The 17,202-nt window shown below is 57.1% G+C and carries 15 protein-coding genes; 6 read left to right on the top strand and 9 right to left on the bottom strand.

Annotation, left to right across the window (positions count from 1 at the left end; all coding sequences use genetic code 11):
* The 3 genes from GOX66_RS03880 to GOX66_RS03870 are packed head-to-tail and all read left to right on the top strand — an operon-like array spanning window position 1 to window position 1,500.
* Window positions 1–171: a helix-turn-helix domain-containing protein gene (locus GOX66_RS03880; RefSeq protein ID WP_170759778.1), complete on the top strand. Its 171-nt coding sequence runs from the start codon at window positions 1–3 to the stop codon at window positions 169–171.
* A complete protein-coding gene (locus tag GOX66_RS03875; protein WP_170759776.1) occupies window positions 156–419 on the top strand; it encodes a hypothetical protein in 264 nt (87 codons plus the stop codon). Before GOX66_RS03880 ends, GOX66_RS03875 begins: the two co-directional genes overlap by 16 nt.
* Window position 420: 1 nt before the next feature.
* Window positions 421–1,500 (top strand): tyrosine-type recombinase/integrase, encoded by a 1,080-nt coding sequence (locus tag GOX66_RS03870; RefSeq protein ID WP_170759774.1) that lies wholly within the window; start codon window positions 421–423, stop codon window positions 1,498–1,500.
* 379 nt (window positions 1,501–1,879) lie between these two features.
* On the opposite strand, the gene GOX66_RS03865 is transcribed toward GOX66_RS03870, so the two are convergent.
* From GOX66_RS03865 to zwf, 4 genes are all read right to left on the bottom strand, one after another.
* Window positions 1,880–3,499, bottom strand: coding sequence for a long-chain-fatty-acid--CoA ligase (locus tag GOX66_RS03865; protein WP_170759771.1), 1,620 nt, complete (start codon window positions 3,497–3,499; stop codon window positions 1,880–1,882).
* 187 nt (window positions 3,500–3,686) lie between these two features.
* Window positions 3,687–5,297, bottom strand: coding sequence for a glucose-6-phosphate isomerase (gene pgi / locus GOX66_RS03860; protein ID WP_170759769.1), 1,611 nt, complete (start codon window positions 5,295–5,297; stop codon window positions 3,687–3,689).
* Window positions 5,298–5,302: 5 nt separating this feature from the next.
* Window positions 5,303–5,974 carry a 6-phosphogluconolactonase gene (gene pgl / locus GOX66_RS03855; protein ID WP_170759767.1) on the bottom strand — a complete coding sequence of 224 codons (672 nt, stop codon included), beginning with the start codon at window positions 5,972–5,974 and terminating at the stop codon, window positions 5,303–5,305.
* A complete protein-coding gene (gene zwf / locus GOX66_RS03850; RefSeq protein WP_170759765.1) occupies window positions 5,971–7,425 on the bottom strand; it encodes a glucose-6-phosphate dehydrogenase in 1,455 nt (484 codons plus the stop codon). The genes pgl and zwf overlap by 4 nt, the downstream gene beginning before the upstream one ends.
* 164 nt (window positions 7,426–7,589) lie before the next feature.
* Here zwf and GOX66_RS03845 point away from each other — a divergent pair, with 164 nt between their 5' ends.
* Window positions 7,590–8,543, top strand: coding sequence for a radical SAM protein (locus tag GOX66_RS03845; protein ID WP_170759763.1), 954 nt, complete (start codon window positions 7,590–7,592; stop codon window positions 8,541–8,543).
* A 3-nt stretch (window positions 8,544–8,546) separates the two neighbouring features.
* Here the strand turns inward: GOX66_RS03845 and GOX66_RS03840 are convergent, their stop codons facing one another.
* The gene (locus GOX66_RS03840; RefSeq protein ID WP_170759761.1) at window positions 8,547–9,242 is read right to left on the bottom strand and encodes a lipid-binding SYLF domain-containing protein; all 696 of its coding nucleotides are present in this window, start codon (window positions 9,240–9,242) and stop codon (window positions 8,547–8,549) included.
* A gap of 104 nt (window positions 9,243–9,346) precedes the next feature.
* On the bottom strand, window positions 9,347–9,616 hold the full coding sequence (locus tag GOX66_RS03835; RefSeq protein ID WP_170759759.1) for an usg protein: 270 nt from the start codon (window positions 9,614–9,616) through the stop codon (window positions 9,347–9,349).
* Between the two features lie 194 nt (window positions 9,617–9,810).
* On the opposite strand from GOX66_RS03835, the gene gyrA reads away from it, so the two are divergent.
* Window positions 9,811–12,540 (top strand): DNA gyrase subunit A, encoded by a 2,730-nt coding sequence (gyrA, locus tag GOX66_RS03830; RefSeq protein WP_336509161.1) that lies wholly within the window; start codon window positions 9,811–9,813, stop codon window positions 12,538–12,540.
* A 224-nt stretch (window positions 12,541–12,764) separates the two neighbouring features.
* Complete coding sequence (locus GOX66_RS03825) at window positions 12,765–13,622, top strand: DUF4396 domain-containing protein (protein WP_170759757.1); 858 nt, start codon at window positions 12,765–12,767, stop codon at window positions 13,620–13,622.
* Between the two features lie 94 nt (window positions 13,623–13,716).
* Here the strand turns inward: GOX66_RS03825 and GOX66_RS03820 are convergent, their stop codons facing one another.
* The 3 genes from GOX66_RS03820 to GOX66_RS03810 all read right to left on the bottom strand — a co-directional run bounded on the left by GOX66_RS03820 (window position 13,717) and on the right by GOX66_RS03810 (window position 17,152).
* The gene (locus GOX66_RS03820) at window positions 13,717–15,186 is read right to left on the bottom strand and encodes a carboxypeptidase M32 (protein ID WP_170759755.1); all 1,470 of its coding nucleotides are present in this window, start codon (window positions 15,184–15,186) and stop codon (window positions 13,717–13,719) included.
* Between the two features lie 5 nt (window positions 15,187–15,191).
* Entirely contained in the window at window positions 15,192–16,337 is a 1,146-nt protein-coding gene (ctaA, locus tag GOX66_RS03815) for a heme A synthase (protein ID WP_170759754.1), read from the bottom strand.
* Window positions 16,338–16,408: 71 nt separating this feature from the next.
* Window positions 16,409–17,152: an RNA methyltransferase gene (locus GOX66_RS03810; RefSeq protein ID WP_170759752.1), complete on the bottom strand. Its 744-nt coding sequence runs from the start codon at window positions 17,150–17,152 to the stop codon at window positions 16,409–16,411.
* Window positions 17,153–17,202 lie beyond the last annotated feature (50 nt).

Genomic DNA, 17,202 nt, shown 5'->3' with positions numbered 1-17,202 from the left:
TTGAACAACAGCAAAACACCTAAACAACTCGCAGAACGATGGAACTGTTCCGCCAACACGGTTCGCAATCTGATTTTTGCAGGCGAGCTTCATGCATTTCGCATTGGAGAAAAACTGATCCGCATTCCAGTTGAAGCAATCGAGGAATACGAAAAATGCGCGAATTCATGATCGAGAAACGAGGAAACACTTACGTGGTCCACTGGAAGGACAGAGCCGGAAGAAAGAGTAACCACAGGCTGCGCCAGCCCAGCTTTGACACCAGACAGGCGGTGATCATGGATGCAGAAAAACTTTTTGAGCGCTGCGCTCGGAACCAAATGAAGTCACCCGATCCCGATGTATGCCGCGGTTCGGACCGTGTTTCAGCCGTGTCCGAACAGCTCAAAATCGCAAACGCAAATGGGGAGAAATACTGACATGCCCCAGATTCACATTGGTAAACTGAAAGGTGGATACGCCGTATACTGGTATGAGAACAATGGCGGTAAGCGAAACCGCCGCAGATTCCGCCTAAAGGCCACGAACAAGCAGGATGCCTGGCCGGAGGGATTACGGATATATGAATCCGTAATGATACTTCAGGGCAACAAGCTGACCTTCGGAGACGCATGGGAAAGGTACCAAAATGATCTGGATGGTCGCCGCACCTCGGAGCAAATGAAGGGTATCTGGAAAACCGTAGGTCCATTCTTCGAGAAGTTTGATCCCCTGCAGATCGACGACAATCTCGTCAAGAAATACGTAAATATCCGAAAGAAAGACTTCTTCAAAAAGCACGGTCGGGAGATCGGTCCTGGCACGCTTTTTCACGAGGTGAACATGATCCAATCCACACTTAACTATGCGTGGAAGAAGAAACTGATCAGCGAGGAACCCTACAAGCTGGCAAAACCATCGCGACCAGCCCCTGTTGATCGATGGTTGAAAGAAGATGAAATTCAACGGCTGTTGTCTGCCAGTGTGCAAACCCCGCATCTGCACGTCGCTATTGTGTTGATGCTATCGACCGCAGGCCGCGTTGGCGCTGTACTCGAGTTAACCTGGGATCGGATCGACTTTCAGAACCGGACGATTGATCTTCGCGTCGAGGAAACCGGCCCGAGAAAGAAACGGGCTTTTGTTCCGATGAACGAAGGAACCTACAAACTTCTGTCTGCGTGGAAACCTATGTGTGACTCAGAGTTCGTGGTGGAATACAAGAGTGGTGGTGTTAACAGTATTAGCAACGCATTCAGGAAGGCTACAATAAGGGCGAAGTTGAAGAACGTCACGCCCCATGTCCTTCGCCATACAGCGGCAGTCCACATGGTCGCCAGCGGTAGCTCAATGGAAAGGGTTTCTCAGTACCTCGGGCATTCGAGTGTATCAGTCACCGAAAAAATCTATGCAAGATTTGCGCCGGAACACCTTAAGGAAGAGTCTGAAGCCGTAGATTTTCTGAAGGATGAACACGACTTCCTCCAAACAGACTTCGATGTGCCTCGTAACGATGAGTGAAAATTGAACCGTCCCACCATCTATAATACAAGTGAAAAGCCCGCTGCAAAAGCGGGCTTTTCCATTCGAAACTCTCATACTATTTGCACGCAGGTTCAACGAACCTGCCTCCCTGAGCCAAGCGCTTCAAGCTGAGCGAAACTTGATAAATACGCCCCCAAATTAGCCAAATAACAACTACTTAGTTGGCGTACACCTGTCTGTTAATCAATTGGTCGTAGGTTCGATCCCTACCGCCGGAGCCATACTTCCCTTCAGACAATGCAAAACTCCGCGAAATGAAAGAGCGCTTTGCCCGGCCTTGGCGTGAAAAGCCAGTGACTGTCTTGCGTGCTGGACTAGCCTTTAACTTCGGCGACTAGCGGTACACTATTTCTGACTATTCATCCAAAACGTTCGCAAACTCTGCCCGCAAATTTCGTTTCAACACTTTGCCCGTGGCGTTCAGAGGTAAAGCATCAGTGAACACAACCTTATCCGGAACCTGCCACTTGGCGATTTTGCCATCAAAAAACGCCAGCAACTCTTCTTCTGTTGGGTCTTCACCATCTGCCTTGACAGCAACAAGGATCGGACGCTCGTCCCACTTTGGGTGAGGCACGCCAACCACTGCGGCCGTAGCCAGCTTTGGGTGTGCGACCGCGATGTTTTCCAGTTCGACTGAGCTGATCCATTCGCCGCCGGACTTGATGATGTCCTTCGATCGGTCGCAAACCGTCATGTAACCATCCGGGTCGATCGTCGCCACGTCACCGGTGGCGAACCAGCCATCCTGCAACAGGCCCTGATCCTGTGTCTGGAAATAGCTGTCCAATACCCAATACCCCCGCACCAAAAGATCACCCTGGGTTTCTCCGTCGTTCGGCAGCTCCTTGCCATCATCGTTCACAATTTTCAGTTCCACCCCAAAACAGGGGCGCCCCTGGCTTTCCCTCAGTGTATGTTGCGCATCCACGGGCAGGTCCCCGTGTTTAGCAAGCGGGTGATTGGCTGTGCCCAACGGACTCATCTCGGTCATGCCCCAGGCGTGGATAGTTTCAACACGGTAGGTTTCGCGGAATGTTTCGATCATCGACGGAGGACATGCCGCCCCACCGATCACCGTCCGCCCGAGGCTTTCTAATTTACTTCCGGATTGTTCGGCATAAGCCAGCAAACCTTGCCAGATCGTGGGCACTCCCATAGCCAAAGTCACTCCATAGGTGTCGATCAGTTTGACCAACGCCTCACCGTGCAGGTCTGGCCCCGGCAGAACCATTCGCGAGCCCGACATGGCGCAGGCATAAGGTGATCCCCATGCGTTTACATGGAACATCGGCACCACTGGCAGGACTACATCCATTGCGGAAAATCCAATTACGTCGCGCGTGTTCGATCCGAAACTGTGCAGAACGGTTGAGCGATGTGAATAGAGCACACCCTTGGGATTGCCAGTCGTACCGGATGTGTAACACAGGCTGGAGGCCGTGTTTTCATCAAAGCAGGGCCATTGGAAACCGGCGTCTCCGGTCTCGATCAGGTCATCGTAGAACTGAACATCAGGTATCTGGGAAATGGCGTCCTCGTTCCGTGGGCCCATCAACACATAATGCTTCACCTCGGTCAGGTGCTCCTTCAAGGCCGCGACCAGCGGAATGAAGGTTGCGTCAAAAAACAGGACCTGATCCTGCGCGTGGTTGATAATATAGGTCAGCTGTTCCGGAAACAGACGCGGATTGACCGTGTGGCATACAAAACCTGCGCCCGATGTGGCGAAGTAAATCTCAAGATGTCTTCGGTTGTTCCAGGCCAGCGTCCCGATCCGGTCATGCAGGGCCAACCCGAGCTTTGTCAGCGCCGAGGCCAGTTTTCGCGCATTTTCTGCAACTTGGGCCCAGTTGGTCTCAGTCACGGTCCCATCAGTTTCGACCGAGATGATCTCAGTCTGGCCATGATAGTGATTGGCGTGTTCAATCAGCGACGAGATCAGCAAAGGCTGCGTCATCATCTGTCCCAGCATGGACGTCCTCCCTTTGTCGGTGCCGCTTCTGATCGTTGGCACCTATTTTGACCCTGTCACTTCGACCGACATTTGGCCGGCAGAAATTTCAAGGCATCTCCTCAATAGGAACCCTGCCAATCATTTAATTGTCTGACAATAAGAGAATGCAAACTGCCGCCTTGCCCGGCGGCGGTTTGAACGGGCCTTAGTCCCGGTGGCGCATCGCATAGGCGACCAGCGCCGCGGTCGAACCATCCTTCTCGTCCGCGCTGGTCTCTCCGTCCACGACAGGCCCCAGCGAGGTCGCAAGTTCCTTACCCAGTTCAACGCCCCATTGGTCGAACGAGTTGATGCCCAGCAGAACGCCTTCGACAAAAACACGGTGTTCATAAAGGGCAATGATCTGCCCCAGTACAAAGGGTGTAAGCTTCGGATAGATCAATGTCGTAGACGGTCGATTGCCCGGGAAGACGCGGTGCCGCGCCTGACGTTCCAACTCGTCGCCGTGAAGCCCCTTGTCCGCCATGCGCTGCCGCGCTTCGTCCAGTGAGCGGCCCAGCATCAACGCCTCGGACTGCGCCAGACAGTTGGCCAACAACAGGCGATGATGGTGGGCAAGTTCAGGCTCGTGCCCCTCTGCGGCGACCATGAACTCACAAGGGATCACGTCGGTGCCCTGGTGGATCAGTTGGTAAAAAGCATGCTGACCATTGGTGCCGGGTTCGCCCCAGACAACCGGGCCGGACGGTATTTCCAGCGAACTGCCATCCATTGCGACAGACTTGCCGTTCGACTCCATCTCCAACTGCTGGAAATAGGCCGGCAAGCGCAACAACCTCTGATCATAAGGAAGAACCGCGCGGCTGCTGTGCCCCAAGACCTGACGGTGCCAAATTCCAACCAAAGCCAGCATCACCGGCATATTGTCGCCCCAGTCAGCGGCACGGAAATGCACGTCCATCGCCTGTCCGCCCCGCAGAAACGCGTCAAAGGCGTTTGACCCAACTGCGATCATGACCGGCAGGCCGACCGGCCCCCAGATCGAGTAGCGCCCGCCCACCCAATCGGCAAAACCGAAAACACGGTCCTCGGGGATGCCGAAGGCTTGCGTCTTATCCGGGGCGCTGGACACGGCGGCAAACTGTTTTGCCGGATCGCCTCCGCCATCCGTCATCCAAGCCCGTGCAGTTCGGGCGTTTGTCATGGTTTCGATGGTTGTAAAGGTCTTGGATGCGACGATGATCAGCGTTCGGGTCGGATCAAGCTGGCGCAAAGTATCCGCGATATGCGCACCGTCCACGTTGGAGACATAGTGCAGCCTTGGCCCGTCGTGATATGGAGCCAGCGCATGGGTCGCCATGACCGGACCCAGATCAGAGCCGCCGATGCCGATATTCACCACATCGGTAAAGCTGCCCCCTGCCCCGGTAACTGCGCCGCCGCGTACCTCTTCGGAAAAGACCCTCATCCGTTGCAGCGTGTCCAGCACATTGGGCATGACGTCCAAACCATCAACCTCAACCGGGCCACCGTCCAGGTTACGCAGCGCAGAATGCAGCACCGCGCGCCCTTCGGTTTCGTTGATCTTTTCGCCTGAAAACATCGCCTTGCGACGGTCGGCCAGCCCGGCCTCATCGCACAGACGGATCAGAGCGTCCCGGACGTCCGAATCAATCCGGGTTTTCGAATAATCAAACAGCAGATCGCCGGTGGAAGCCGAGAAACCCTGCGCCCGGTCAGCGTCTGCATCAAACAAGTCCAGAATGGCTTGGTTTTTCCGGTCAGCTGCAAGTGCGATAAGTGCGTCCAGTTGCATCGTTGCTACTCCGCCCAATGTACAGTCATGCCGCTCAGTACCGCCGCGATCGGAGCATCTTCCGGCGGCAGGGACATGGCTCGCTCCAGTGCGTCGCGTTTGGCTGTCCCGTAGATGATCAGGTGCTTCGACAAGGCGCCATCCAGCACGGGTGCAGTCATGGTAATGCGCGCCTCGGGCTGCACATCCGTTCGGGCCACGGCCAATGTGGGTGCGTGACCGTCCAGTGCCGCCGACAGTTCATCCATTCCTGGGAACAGAGAGGCCGTGTGCATGTCTTCGCCCATCCCAAGCACCAGGACTGACAGCGGTAGCACCGGATTGATCAGGCTTTCGATCTCGGGCAGGACGTCTTCGGGTTCCTTACCCGGTACGTATAAGGGAATAAACTGCGCCACCGACGCACGGCTGGTCAGAAGACGCTCGCGGATCAGACGCTCGTTCGAGCGCTGGTGATCACCCGGCACGCAGCGTTCATCCGTCGGCAGAACCCGGACACGGTCCCATTCCAAATCGGCGGCACACAGCACGTCGAAAACCGGCCCCGGCGTCGTACCGCCCGGCACTGCCAACGAAACAATATCATGGTGCAGCAAGGCGGACTCAAGATCCCCGGCCAAAACGTTGGCAACGTCTATGGCCAGCATGTCCCTGTCGGCGTATTCCAGTATATTCATGGGTTTATTCCTTGCCAGCGGCGACCGTCTCGTTTCATCAGCAGCTCGGCGTCGCCCGGACCGGTGCTGCCGCTTTCGTATGGTTTGGGTACGTCACCACGCGCCTGCCAGCCCGCGATGATCGGATCGGTCCAGGCCCAGGCGGCTTCGACCTCGTCGCCGCGCATAAACAACGTCTGGTTGCCACGGATCACATCCATCACCAGCCGCTCATAGGCGTCCGGCGGATCCTGACTTTCCGATCCCAGCGCCTCGGCGAAACTCATGTCCAAAGGAACATCGACGAGGCGCATTCCGCCCTGACCGGGCTCTTTGATCGTCACCTTCAGCGTAATGCCTTCGTTCGGCTGCAGGCGAATGGACAGAACATTTGCGTGGCGTCCGGCGTCAGCGCCAAAGATTGAATGTGGCGCGTCCTTGAACATCACGTTTATCACCGAGGACCGTGCCACCAACCGTTTGCCCGTGCGCAGATAGAACGGCGTGCCCGCCCATCGCCAGTTGCTGACATGCGCCCGCAGCGCCACATAGCTTTCGGTGGTCGAGCGCGGATTGCCCACAACTTCGCGATACCCCGGCCCGTTGGCACCACCCTCGAACTGTCCGCGCACGATATGGTGCGGTTCCACCGGGTCCAACGCGCGAATAACCTTGAGCTTTTCGTCCCGGACCGCGTCGGGATCGAACTTGGCCGGAGGCTCCATCGCGATCAGGCACAAAAGCTGCATCAGGTGGTTCTGCATCATGTCGCGCATCGCACCTGCGCGGTCATAATACTCCTCTCGCCCGGCAATGCCCACGGATTCTGCAACGGTAATCTGGATGTGATCGACATACTGGCTGTTCCACAGTGGTTCGAACAGCATGTTCCCGAACCGGACAGCCATCAGGTTCTGAACGGTTTCCTTTCCCAGATAATGGTCGATCCGATAGATCTGGCCCTCCGAGAAATGTGCGGCAAGCGTGGCGTTCAACGCCCGCGCGCTTTCCAGATCGTGACCAAAGGGCTTTTCTACCACGATACGTGTGTGCAAGGTTGCCAGATCATGAGATTTGATCCGCTCGGCCAGCGGACCGAACAGGCGCGGCCCGACCGAAAAATAGAACCCTCGCACGCGATCGACAGTCAGTCTTTCGGCAAGCTGATCCCACCCCTCATCTGTCAATGCGTCCAGCGACACGTAGTCAACCCGCTGCAAAAACGCGTTCAGAGAACCAATGTCCTGACACTGCGCCGGTGCATGGCTGCGCAACGATTCGGCTACGATGCCGCGAAAACCCTCAGGGTCGTATGCAGCGCGCGCCGCACCAATGATCTGCACCTCTTCGGGCCATTGACCTGCGCAAAAACGCCGAAACAGCGCCGGAAGGATTTTGCGCTGGGCAAGATCGCCGGTACTGCCAAAGATGACCAGATCGAAGGGATCGACAGGGATGACGCGAGAAACCATGCGTTTTCCTTACCTTGCCCCCGCGGGCATGTCCAATGTTAGCGCAATCATTTGGCGGTTTTTCTCCCATCATCAAAACTCTGTCAGTACCGCAACGTTGCCCTTACCAATCCGGCAGTAACGAACTAAGTCCACATAACGACATCAAAGAACCGGATACCGGAATGAAAGACAACGCCCCTCAGATCGCCAATATCGGCAAGTTTCAGAACAAATTGTTGACAGCTGACGGGCAAACGCGAGCATCCGTTGCGCTGAACAACCCTGAGACACTTTGGTTCAACACTGGAACCTTGTGCAATATCGAATGTGTGAATTGTTATATCGCCAGCAGTCCGACAAATGATGCCCTGGTTTATATAACGGCCGACGAAGTGCGCGATTACCTGAATCAGATCGAATCCCGCAGCTGGCCAGTGCGCGAAATCGGGTTTACCGGCGGCGAGCCCTTCATGAACCCCAACATGATCGAAATGACCCGCGCAGCGCTGGAGCGCGGGTATGAGGTTCTGATCCTGACCAATGCGATGCAGCCAATGATGCGCAGCAAAATGCGCGAGGGGCTTTTGGAGCTTCAGCGAGATTTTGGCGACAAGCTGACCCTTCGGATCTCGGTCGATCACTACCGCGCGGAACTGCATGACGATGTGCGTGGCATAGGCAGCTTTGACAGGACGTTGACCGGAATGGAGTGGCTGCGCGACAACGGTTTCAACATGGCTGTCGCCGGGCGCACACTATGGGGTAACAGCGAAGCCGACAGCCGCGCCGGGTATGCGGCCTTTTTTGCCGAGCATGGCTTTGACATCGACGCGCAGAACCCGAGTGAAACAGTACTGTTCCCCGAGATGGACGAAACCGTTGAAGTGCCCGAAATAACAACATCTTGCTGGGACATCCTAAACACATCACCGAACGAGGTAATGTGCGCGAGCGCCCGTATGGTGGTCAAGCGCAAGGGTGCTGACCGGCCTGCGGTTCTGGCCTGCACCCTACTGCCGTATGAGCCCGAGTTCGAGATGGGCCATACCCTGGCCGAGGCCGAAGCGGACGTGCACCTCAACCACCCTCATTGTGCCAAATTCTGCGTTCTGGGCGGCGCCAGCTGTTCCGGTTGACCCTCAGTTCAATTCCGGGGATTTCCAGAATTTCGTGCCGGAAGCCCCGGCCGAAACGCGCCAGCCTTTTTTGCCGAGCACAAAGAATGACCGGCCATCAGTGAACCGGACGGTTTCGCCGGTGCTGCCGTCACCGTACATGGCTCCGGTTTCAGCCGTCGCGTCGTACCCCTGATCAATGAATTTCTCCAGATCCGAGGGCGTTTCGAACAGGATCACGAATTTGGTTTCAAAGCCGCCGATACCGATGGCCGCGCCAACGCCACCCGTGCCCATGTTCATATATGTGTGTTGGCCCGTATCCTTCGAAACCGCCACGCCGCGCCCATACCCGGCCGAGACCGGAAACACCGTAACCTTGCGAGAGTCGAAAACCGCGTAGCCTGCGCTGACATCATAGAGCGACTGCGCCTCGGGATTTTCGATCAAAAGCTGATCCAGAATCTCAGTGGCCATATCGTCCAGCTTGGCACGTGTTTCTTCCGGTGTGGCCTCGTTTGACAGAAGATTGACTGTGGAGCTTACGGTATCATCGACCGCATTTGCGCCTTTTTCGACTGTATTCCCAACACTCTCAGCTCCGCGCCCAATAGCATCGGCGGTGTTTTCTGCGCCCTTCTTGATCTTGTCCAGGACGCCTTCGGCAAATACCGGGCCGCCCATCAAAGCTGCGGCTGCAATAATCAATACTCTTGGCATAGCGCGATTCCGTATGTGACCAATGACTCGGCCGACACTTTAGCCTACGCGCTTAAAAATATAACTCGTCTCAATCGTTACTGACCGAGATTTCGGCCGGACACTCAATTTACCCGAAATTCACCTACGACATTCCGCCATTCACCCGGCGAGATCATCTTGCGATGCGTAAACCGAACCGAATGCAGCGGCCCTTCAATCTCGCGCTGCCAGAAGTCGATGAAATCGAACAGTTTCGGATGATCCGGTGCCAGATCGTAATCCTGCCAGATGAAGGTGTTCAGGACGTGGATATAATCGGGCATGTGGTAGAAGAATTCCGCCGTTGTCAGCCCGTACCCCTTGAGCATCATTTCCGTTTCGCTTTGCTCCATGCAGACCTCCAAATTTGTTACAAGGTCTCTTCAGGGTAACACGAAAACTCCCTAACCCTCAGTTAACATTATGTTACTCGGGTGATACGCGTCTTTTTCCCATGCAAAATGGTTGCTTGCTTGCACCTTATATGCCGGGTCTGATAAGATGCATCCACAAGATATAGACCCAGAACAATACACGGGCAGTTTACGTGAGCGATACGCCAGAAATCCCAGAAAACATGGATGAAACCCCGCCCGAGCGCCCTGTTTACGACGGCCCGACGGTGTCCATCGAATCCGAGATGCGCACATCCTATCTGGATTATGCCATGTCGGTCATCGTGTCCCGAGCGATCCCCGATCTGCGCGACGGGCTGAAGCCGGTGCATCGGCGCATCCTGTACGCGATGCACGAAACCGGGAATACGCACGACAAGTCCTATCGCAAATCGGCGCGTCCTGTTGGCGACGTGATGGGTAAATACCATCCGCATGGCGACAGCGCGATCTATGACGCGCTGGTGCGGATGGCGCAGGATTTTTCAATGTCGCTGCCGCTGCTGGATGGTCAGGGCAACTTTGGTTCGATGGACGGCGATAACCCGGCAGCCATGCGTTATACTGAAGTGCGGATGGATAAGCCCGCTGCATCCCTGCTGGCCGATATCGAAAAAGACACAGTCGATTTTCAGGACAATTATGACGGCAAGGATAAAGAGCCGACCGTCCTGCCCGCTCGCTTTCCGAACATGCTGGTCAATGGTGCCGGTGGTATCGCCGTGGGGATGGCGACGAATATCCCTCCGCACAATCTGGGCGAAGTGGTCGATGCCACACTGGCATTGATCGACGACCCGGACCTGACCTCCGAGCAGCTTATCGAATACGTCCCCGGTCCTGACTTCCCGACCGGAGGCGTAATGCTTGGCCGCTCTGGCGCGCGCAAAGCCTATCTTGAAGGCCGTGGCAGCGTCATCATCCGCGCCAAGACCCGCGTCGAGGAATTGCGCAAGGACCGGTATGCCATTGTCGTCGATGAGATCCCCTATCAGGTGAACAAGGCCGCGATGATCGAAAAGATCGCCGAGGCCGTGCGCGAAAAACGCATCGAGGGCGTCAGCCACGTGCAGGACGAGTCCGACCGCAACGGCGTGCGCGTGGTCGTTGAACTGAAACGCGACGCGACACCCGAGGTGGTGCTGAACCAACTTTACCGTTTCTCGCCGATGCAGACGTCTTTTGGTTGCAACATGCTGGCGCTGAACGGCGGTCGGCCCGAGCAGCTGACCCTGCGCCGGTTCCTGACCTCGTTCATCGACTTCCGCGAGGATGTCGTCGCCCGTCGTACCGCCTACGACCTGCGCAAGGCACGTGAGCGCAGCCATATCCTTTGTGGTCTGGCTGTGGCTGTGTCGAACGTGGACGAAGTGGTTGCCACAATCCGATCCTCTGCCGACGCCGCCCAAGCGCGCGAAAAGCTGATGACCCGTCGCTGGCCTGCTGCTGAGATCGAAGGCTATCTGCGTCTGATCGACGATCCTCTGTCCAAGATGAACGACGACGGCACCTATAACCTGACCGAAGTTCAGGCCCGCGCCATCCTCGACCTGCGCCTGCAGCGACTGACCCAACTGGGCGTCAAAGAGGTCACGGACGAGCTGGAAGAACTGGCGGCCAAGATCAAGGAATATCTGGATATTCTGTCCTCGCGCGAGCGCATCATGTCCATCATCGGTGATGAGCTGCGCAGCGTCCGCGAGCAGTTCGCCGTTCCCCGCCGTACCGAAATCGTCGACTGGTCCGGCGATATGGAAGACGAGGATCTGATCGAACGTGAAGACATGGTCGTAACCGTCACCTCTGGTGGTTACATCAAGCGCACTCCGCTGGCCGATTTCCGGGCGCAAAAGCGCGGCGGCAAGGGCCTGTCGGGCATGCAGACCAAGGAAGAGGACGTGGTTACCAACCTCTTCGTGGCAAACACGCATACGCAGCTGTTGTTCTTCACCACTGATGGGATGGTCTACAAACTCAAGACCTGGCGCCTGCCGCAATCGGGACGTACAGGTAAAGGCAAGGCCATCGTCAACATCCTTCCGATCCCCACCGGTGTCTCGATCGCGGCGATCATGCCCGTCGATGTACCGGATGACGAATGGGAAAACCTGCAGATCGTCTTTGCTACCAGCGCCGGAGATGTGCGCCGTAACCGTTTGTCGGATTTCACCAATGTTCGCCGCAACGGCAAGATTGCCATGAAGCTGCCCGAAGGCGTTGAACTGGTGAACGCACGCATCTGTTCCGAGGATGAAGACGTGATGCTGGTGACCAATGCGGGCCGCGCCATCCGCTTCCGCACGACTGATGTGCGTGTTTTCAACTCACGCGAATCCACCGGTGTTCGGGGGATCAGGCTGACCAATGGCGACCGGGTCGTTTCGATGTCAGTGATCCGCCATTTCGAGGCCGGGCCGGACGAACGCGCCGCCTATCTGAAAATGCGCCGCCTGATGGCCGGTGTCACCGACGAGGCTGACAGCGATGAGGATGAAGGCAACGCCGACAGTGTACTGCCGCAAGAACGCTACGCTGAAATGTCGGCCGCCGAGAATCTGATCCTGACAATCACGGCAGGCGGCGCGGGCAAGCTCAGCTCCAGCCACGACTATCCGGTTCGTGGACGCGGCGGTATGGGTGTTGCAGCCATGGACAAGGCGATGCGCGGCGGTGAACTTGTTGCCTCGTTCCCGGTTGAGATTGACGACCAGATCATGCTGGCCACCTCCAAGGGTCAGTCGATCCGGGTGCCGGTGGACGGCATTTCCTTCCGATCCCGCAGCGCAGGCGGCGTGAAGGTGTTCAACACCGGCAAGGGCGAAGAAGTCGTCAGCGTCGCCTGGATCGCCGATCAGGGTGAGGACGAAACAGAGGCGGAATAGACCCCGCCCCACCGAAAATCTTGTTTCCCCGCAGCGCCACGCGCTGCGGGGTTTTTTGTGGCCTCTGCCCATTGAAACCGATGGTGAATCTGTGACGACCGCAGGCAGGCTTCAGAGCGTCAAAATTGCCTTAAGCGGATCACGGACACCAAATTGCATAGAACTCGTGACAAGCCATGCTAACGTCATGAAAACCCTGAAACCCTCATCGCAGGAGTTCGCTGATGCTTGATGGCGCTATGCTTGTCTGGTTCCTGCTCACCGGCGTCAGTGTTTTGTTCGTTTTGTGGGATTCGATTTCAAATGGCGTCACCAGTTGGGTGCAACGTGCCGCATGGATTCTGGTAACGCTGTATACCGGGCCGGTCGGATTGTTCTTTTACCTGCTGGCTTGTCGACGCCCTTTCCCCGGCGGGCATGATCAATTCACAAAAGCCATATGGAAGCAGGGAATCAACAGCGAAATGCACTGCGTTGCCGGCGACGCGACGGGCATCATCGTTGCGGCCATTCTGTTGCATTTTTTTGCACTACCCAATGGCTGGGACATCCTTGTCGAATACGGTTTCGGTTTTGTCTCTGGTCTCTTCATTTTTCAGGCTTTGATGATGTTGCCCATGTTTGGCAGCTACATGGAAGCCGTTCGCAAAACGATCTTTGCTGAAACGGTGTCCATGAATTTCGTGATGACTGGGATGATCCCGACGATGGTTATTCTGGCTGCGCTTTGGCCAGGTTCCGAAAATCCGTTAACACCGGATTTCTGGTTTAGAATGAGTCTGGCCACAGTCGTAGGCGCGGTGATCGCATTTCCCGTGAACTGGTGGCTGGTCGCACACCATCTGAAGCATGGCTGCATGACCCTGCCCGGGGCAGATGGGCCTGCACCGGCTTTAGGCCATCGGTCGCCCGAGGGTTCAATGAGCTCGATGCCTCAAAAGCAAGGGCAGATGGGCGATCACGAGATGATGAAAATGCACGCGCTTTCCACCGCACAAATGACGGCATGGGTGGTAGGCACGTATGCGTTGCTGATTGTGTCCCTCTGGGTGGCCGCGCAGTTTGTTCCCATAAAATTCTAGGCAACCCTCCTGTGTCGGCCAAAGCCAAGTGGGCGACCGCGATAAAGAGCTGCTGCTACAAAAAAGCCGCCCGTAAGCAAAACGGCGGTTCCAATCACAAGCTGTAGAGCTCGCCGAATTTGCTTTCCAGATAATCCAACAGAGGCTCCGGTCCAGGTTCCCTTCCGCTCGCGCGCCTGATTACGTCTCGCGGCGTATAAAGCCCGCCATATTGTTGAACGTTTTCCCGCAGCCAGCCGGTCGCGCCTGAGGTATCACCTGCTGCCAGTTGAGCATCAAGACCCGCCACCGCCGCGCGCAGTGCCTGATACAGGCACCCGGCATAGACATTGCCCAGCGAATAAGTGGGGAAATACCCGAACAACCCGACTGACCAATGGACATCCTGAAGGCACCCGTTCGATGGCTTGTCCACCGCATAACCGAAGTCGGCATTGAAGCGGTCATTCCACGCGGCTTCTAAATCGCTGACCTGCAGATCACCCTCCATCAACGCGCGTTCCAGATCAAAGCGCAGCATGATATGCAGGTTGTATTGCACTTCATCCGCCTCGGTCCGGACATAGCCGTTGTGGACACCGTTTACCGTGGCATAGAACGCGCCGGCGTCAGCGATACCGAAATCGCCAAATGTCTCGGTCATCTGTCCGTAGAGCCACCCGGTGAAGGCGCGTGACCGGCCAAGCTGGTTTTCATAGATCCGGCTCTGGCTTTCATGTACGCCCATCGACACGCCCTGCCCCAAAGGCGTTAGCGCATAGGCCGGGTTAATGCCCTGTTCATAGGCGGCGTGGCCGACCTCGTGAATGGTCGAGTAGAAACAGTTGAACGGGTCGGTTTCGCTGGTGCGCGTGGTGATCCGCACATCCAAACCGCTGCCCGAACTGAACGGATGCACCGCCTTGTCCACGCGTCCTGTGTTAAAGTCGTAGCCAAACGTCGCCGCCAGTTTCCGGGACAGGCGCATCTGGGCCTGTTCGTCATAAATGCCGGAAAGAGGCGCGGGCCCGAGCTTGTCCAAAACAGCGGCGCGCAAGGCTACAAGACGTGGGCGCATCTGGTCGAAAATCTCAGCAATCTGCGTGCCGGTTGTATAGGGTTCGTAATCCTCAACCATGGCGTCAAAGATGTCGCCACCCTGCGCCAGGGCCGCGCCCTCTTCGCGCTTCAGGGCAACGACCTCTTGCAGCACGGGCAGAAAAGCCGCGACGTCTTCATCGGCGCGCGCCTGCGCCCAGGTACCCTGCGCGGCAGAGGTCACGCGCGCAATAGCCTTGGCCAGATCGGCGGGCACTTTCACCGTGCGCTCGTAGGACCTGCGGATTTCGCGCAACTGCGCCTGACCCGCTTCGTCCTGCGGCTGAGCCTGTTTCAGCCAATCGGCTACGCGTGGGTCCGAGCGACGAGCATGGAGAACCGCCTCAATCGCGGCCATCTCTTCGGCGCGTTGCGGGGCGGCCCCGCGCGGCATCACCGTTTCCTGATCCCAGCCCAACCGCCCGGCGATCTGCCCGAGAGCCGAGGTTTCGCGTTGAAAGGCCATCAGGTCATCAAAGGCTGTCATCGGGGTCAGGCTCCGCGGATCGAAGTTGCGATTGGGTAAGCAGTCAGGAAGCGTGCGCGCAGAATCAAGGTCCAGACGACGACGGCCATGAACTGGTGGAAGATAGCGATTTGCCAGGGGGCCGCGTAGACCACCGTCAGGATACCGATAACCACCTGCAGCGACAGTGCTGCGAAGGCTGCATTGAACGCAAAACGCGTCTGCGGATGCGCACTGGCACCGCCGCGCCTCCAGACAATGACACCGAAGGCGAACAGCAGATACCCGGCGCAACGGTGAATGAACTGCACAAGACCGGGGCTTTCGAAGAAGTTGCGCCACATCGGTTCCAGCGCTGTGACATCAGGCGGCAGGATTTGGCCCCCGATCAGCGGCCAGTCGGTGTAAGATCGACCTGCGTCGATCCCGGCGACCATCGCACCAATGAGTATTTGCAAAAAGGCGAAATGCATCAGTCCGGTGGACAATGAGAACAGCTTGGCCTCTTTCGCGCGGCGGGCCTGCATCAGGTCGCGCTCCTCGCGGCCCAGCATGAAAATGTACCAGGCCAGAAAGCCCAGGATTACAAAGGCCAGCCCCAGATGCACCGCCAGGCGATAGCTGGCAACTGCAATCATCCCCTCGCCTTGTGTCACGCCCGAGGCGACCATCCACCAGCCGACCGCACCCTGAACACCGCCCAACACGCCGGGGATTAGCAGCTTACCGGTCCATCCGGTTGGAATCTTCCTCGCCACGAGGAAACCAAGAAAACCAACTGCCCAGACCAGACCGATCAAGCGGCCCAGCTGACGGTGTCCCCACTCCCACCAATAGATGGATTTGAAATCATCCAGCTCCATCCATTGGTTCTGAATGCGCCACTGATCGATTTCCTTGTACTTGTCGAATTCGGCTTGCCAGTCGGCTTCGGTCATTGGGGGTACAGCACCGGTAATCGGACGCCATTCGGTGATCGACAGCCCGCTGTCGGTCAGACGGGTCAGCCCCCCGACTGCGATCATCACTACGACCAGTGCGAACAGGATCATCAGCCAGACACGAATGGCGCCGCGAGCCCCACCACGGCCCCGGTCGATCATGCCCGGCTGCACCGCCTGTTGTTTCGCGGTGTCCGAGACCTCTTCGAAGATGCTGCGCTTACCGTTCATGCCGTCCTCATGTCCTGATTTTCGTCGCAAGCTAGGGCCAAGGGGGTTCGAGGTCCAGCCTCAGCCGCCATTCAACTCTTGTCCTTCCAGCGGACCATCTGCCGCATGATCCCGTGCAACATCTGCACATCGGCCCGTGTCATGCGCATCCGCGACCACAGATTGCGCAGGTTGGTCTTCATGCCTTCGGCCTTTTCGGGAGGATAGAAGAAGCCCGCCTCTTCCAAACGATCCTCGTAATGTTCTACCAATTTTTCGACCTCGATCCCCGTTGCCCAGTCTCCCTTGCCCAGATCGGTGGCCTCATGCACTACATCACCGCTCTGGCGCATCCACTCATAGGCGGTCAGCAATACGCATTGTCCGAGGTTCAGCGAGGCGTATTCGGGGTTCACCGGGACCGAAATGATGGCGTTGGCCTTGGCAATATCCTCATTCTCAAGCCCCGCGCGTTCGGGGCCAAACAGAATCGAGACCATTTCCCCCGCCGCCACCTTTTCTGTGGCCAATTGCATGGCGCGTTCAGGGCTATAGACCGGCTTGGTCAGCCCTCGCTGGCGCGCGGTGGTGGCAAAGACAAAAGTGCTGTCTGACAAAGCGCCGGCCAGATCATCGAATAACTGCGCCTCGTCCAGCAACCGCCCGGCCCCGCTGGACATCGCCACTGCCTTGGGGTTCGGCCACCCGTCCCGAGGGGCCACGATCCGCATCCTGTCCAGCCCGAAATTCCACATTGCCCGCGCGGCGGCACCGATGTTTTCACCCATCTGCGGGCGCACGAGCACAAAGGAAGGCTGGGATTTATCGCTGGGCATGGTTCACTCCGAAAACTTGGCCTGCTGTAATCGGCGCAATTGCGCAGGGC

Source organism: Ruegeria lacuscaerulensis (genome assembly GCF_013031245.1).
GTDB lineage: Bacteria > Pseudomonadota > Alphaproteobacteria > Rhodobacterales > Rhodobacteraceae > Ruegeria > Ruegeria lacuscaerulensis_C.
The sequence above is the reverse complement of the archived record's forward strand: the minus strand, read 5'-3'. Positions and strand labels throughout refer to the sequence as shown.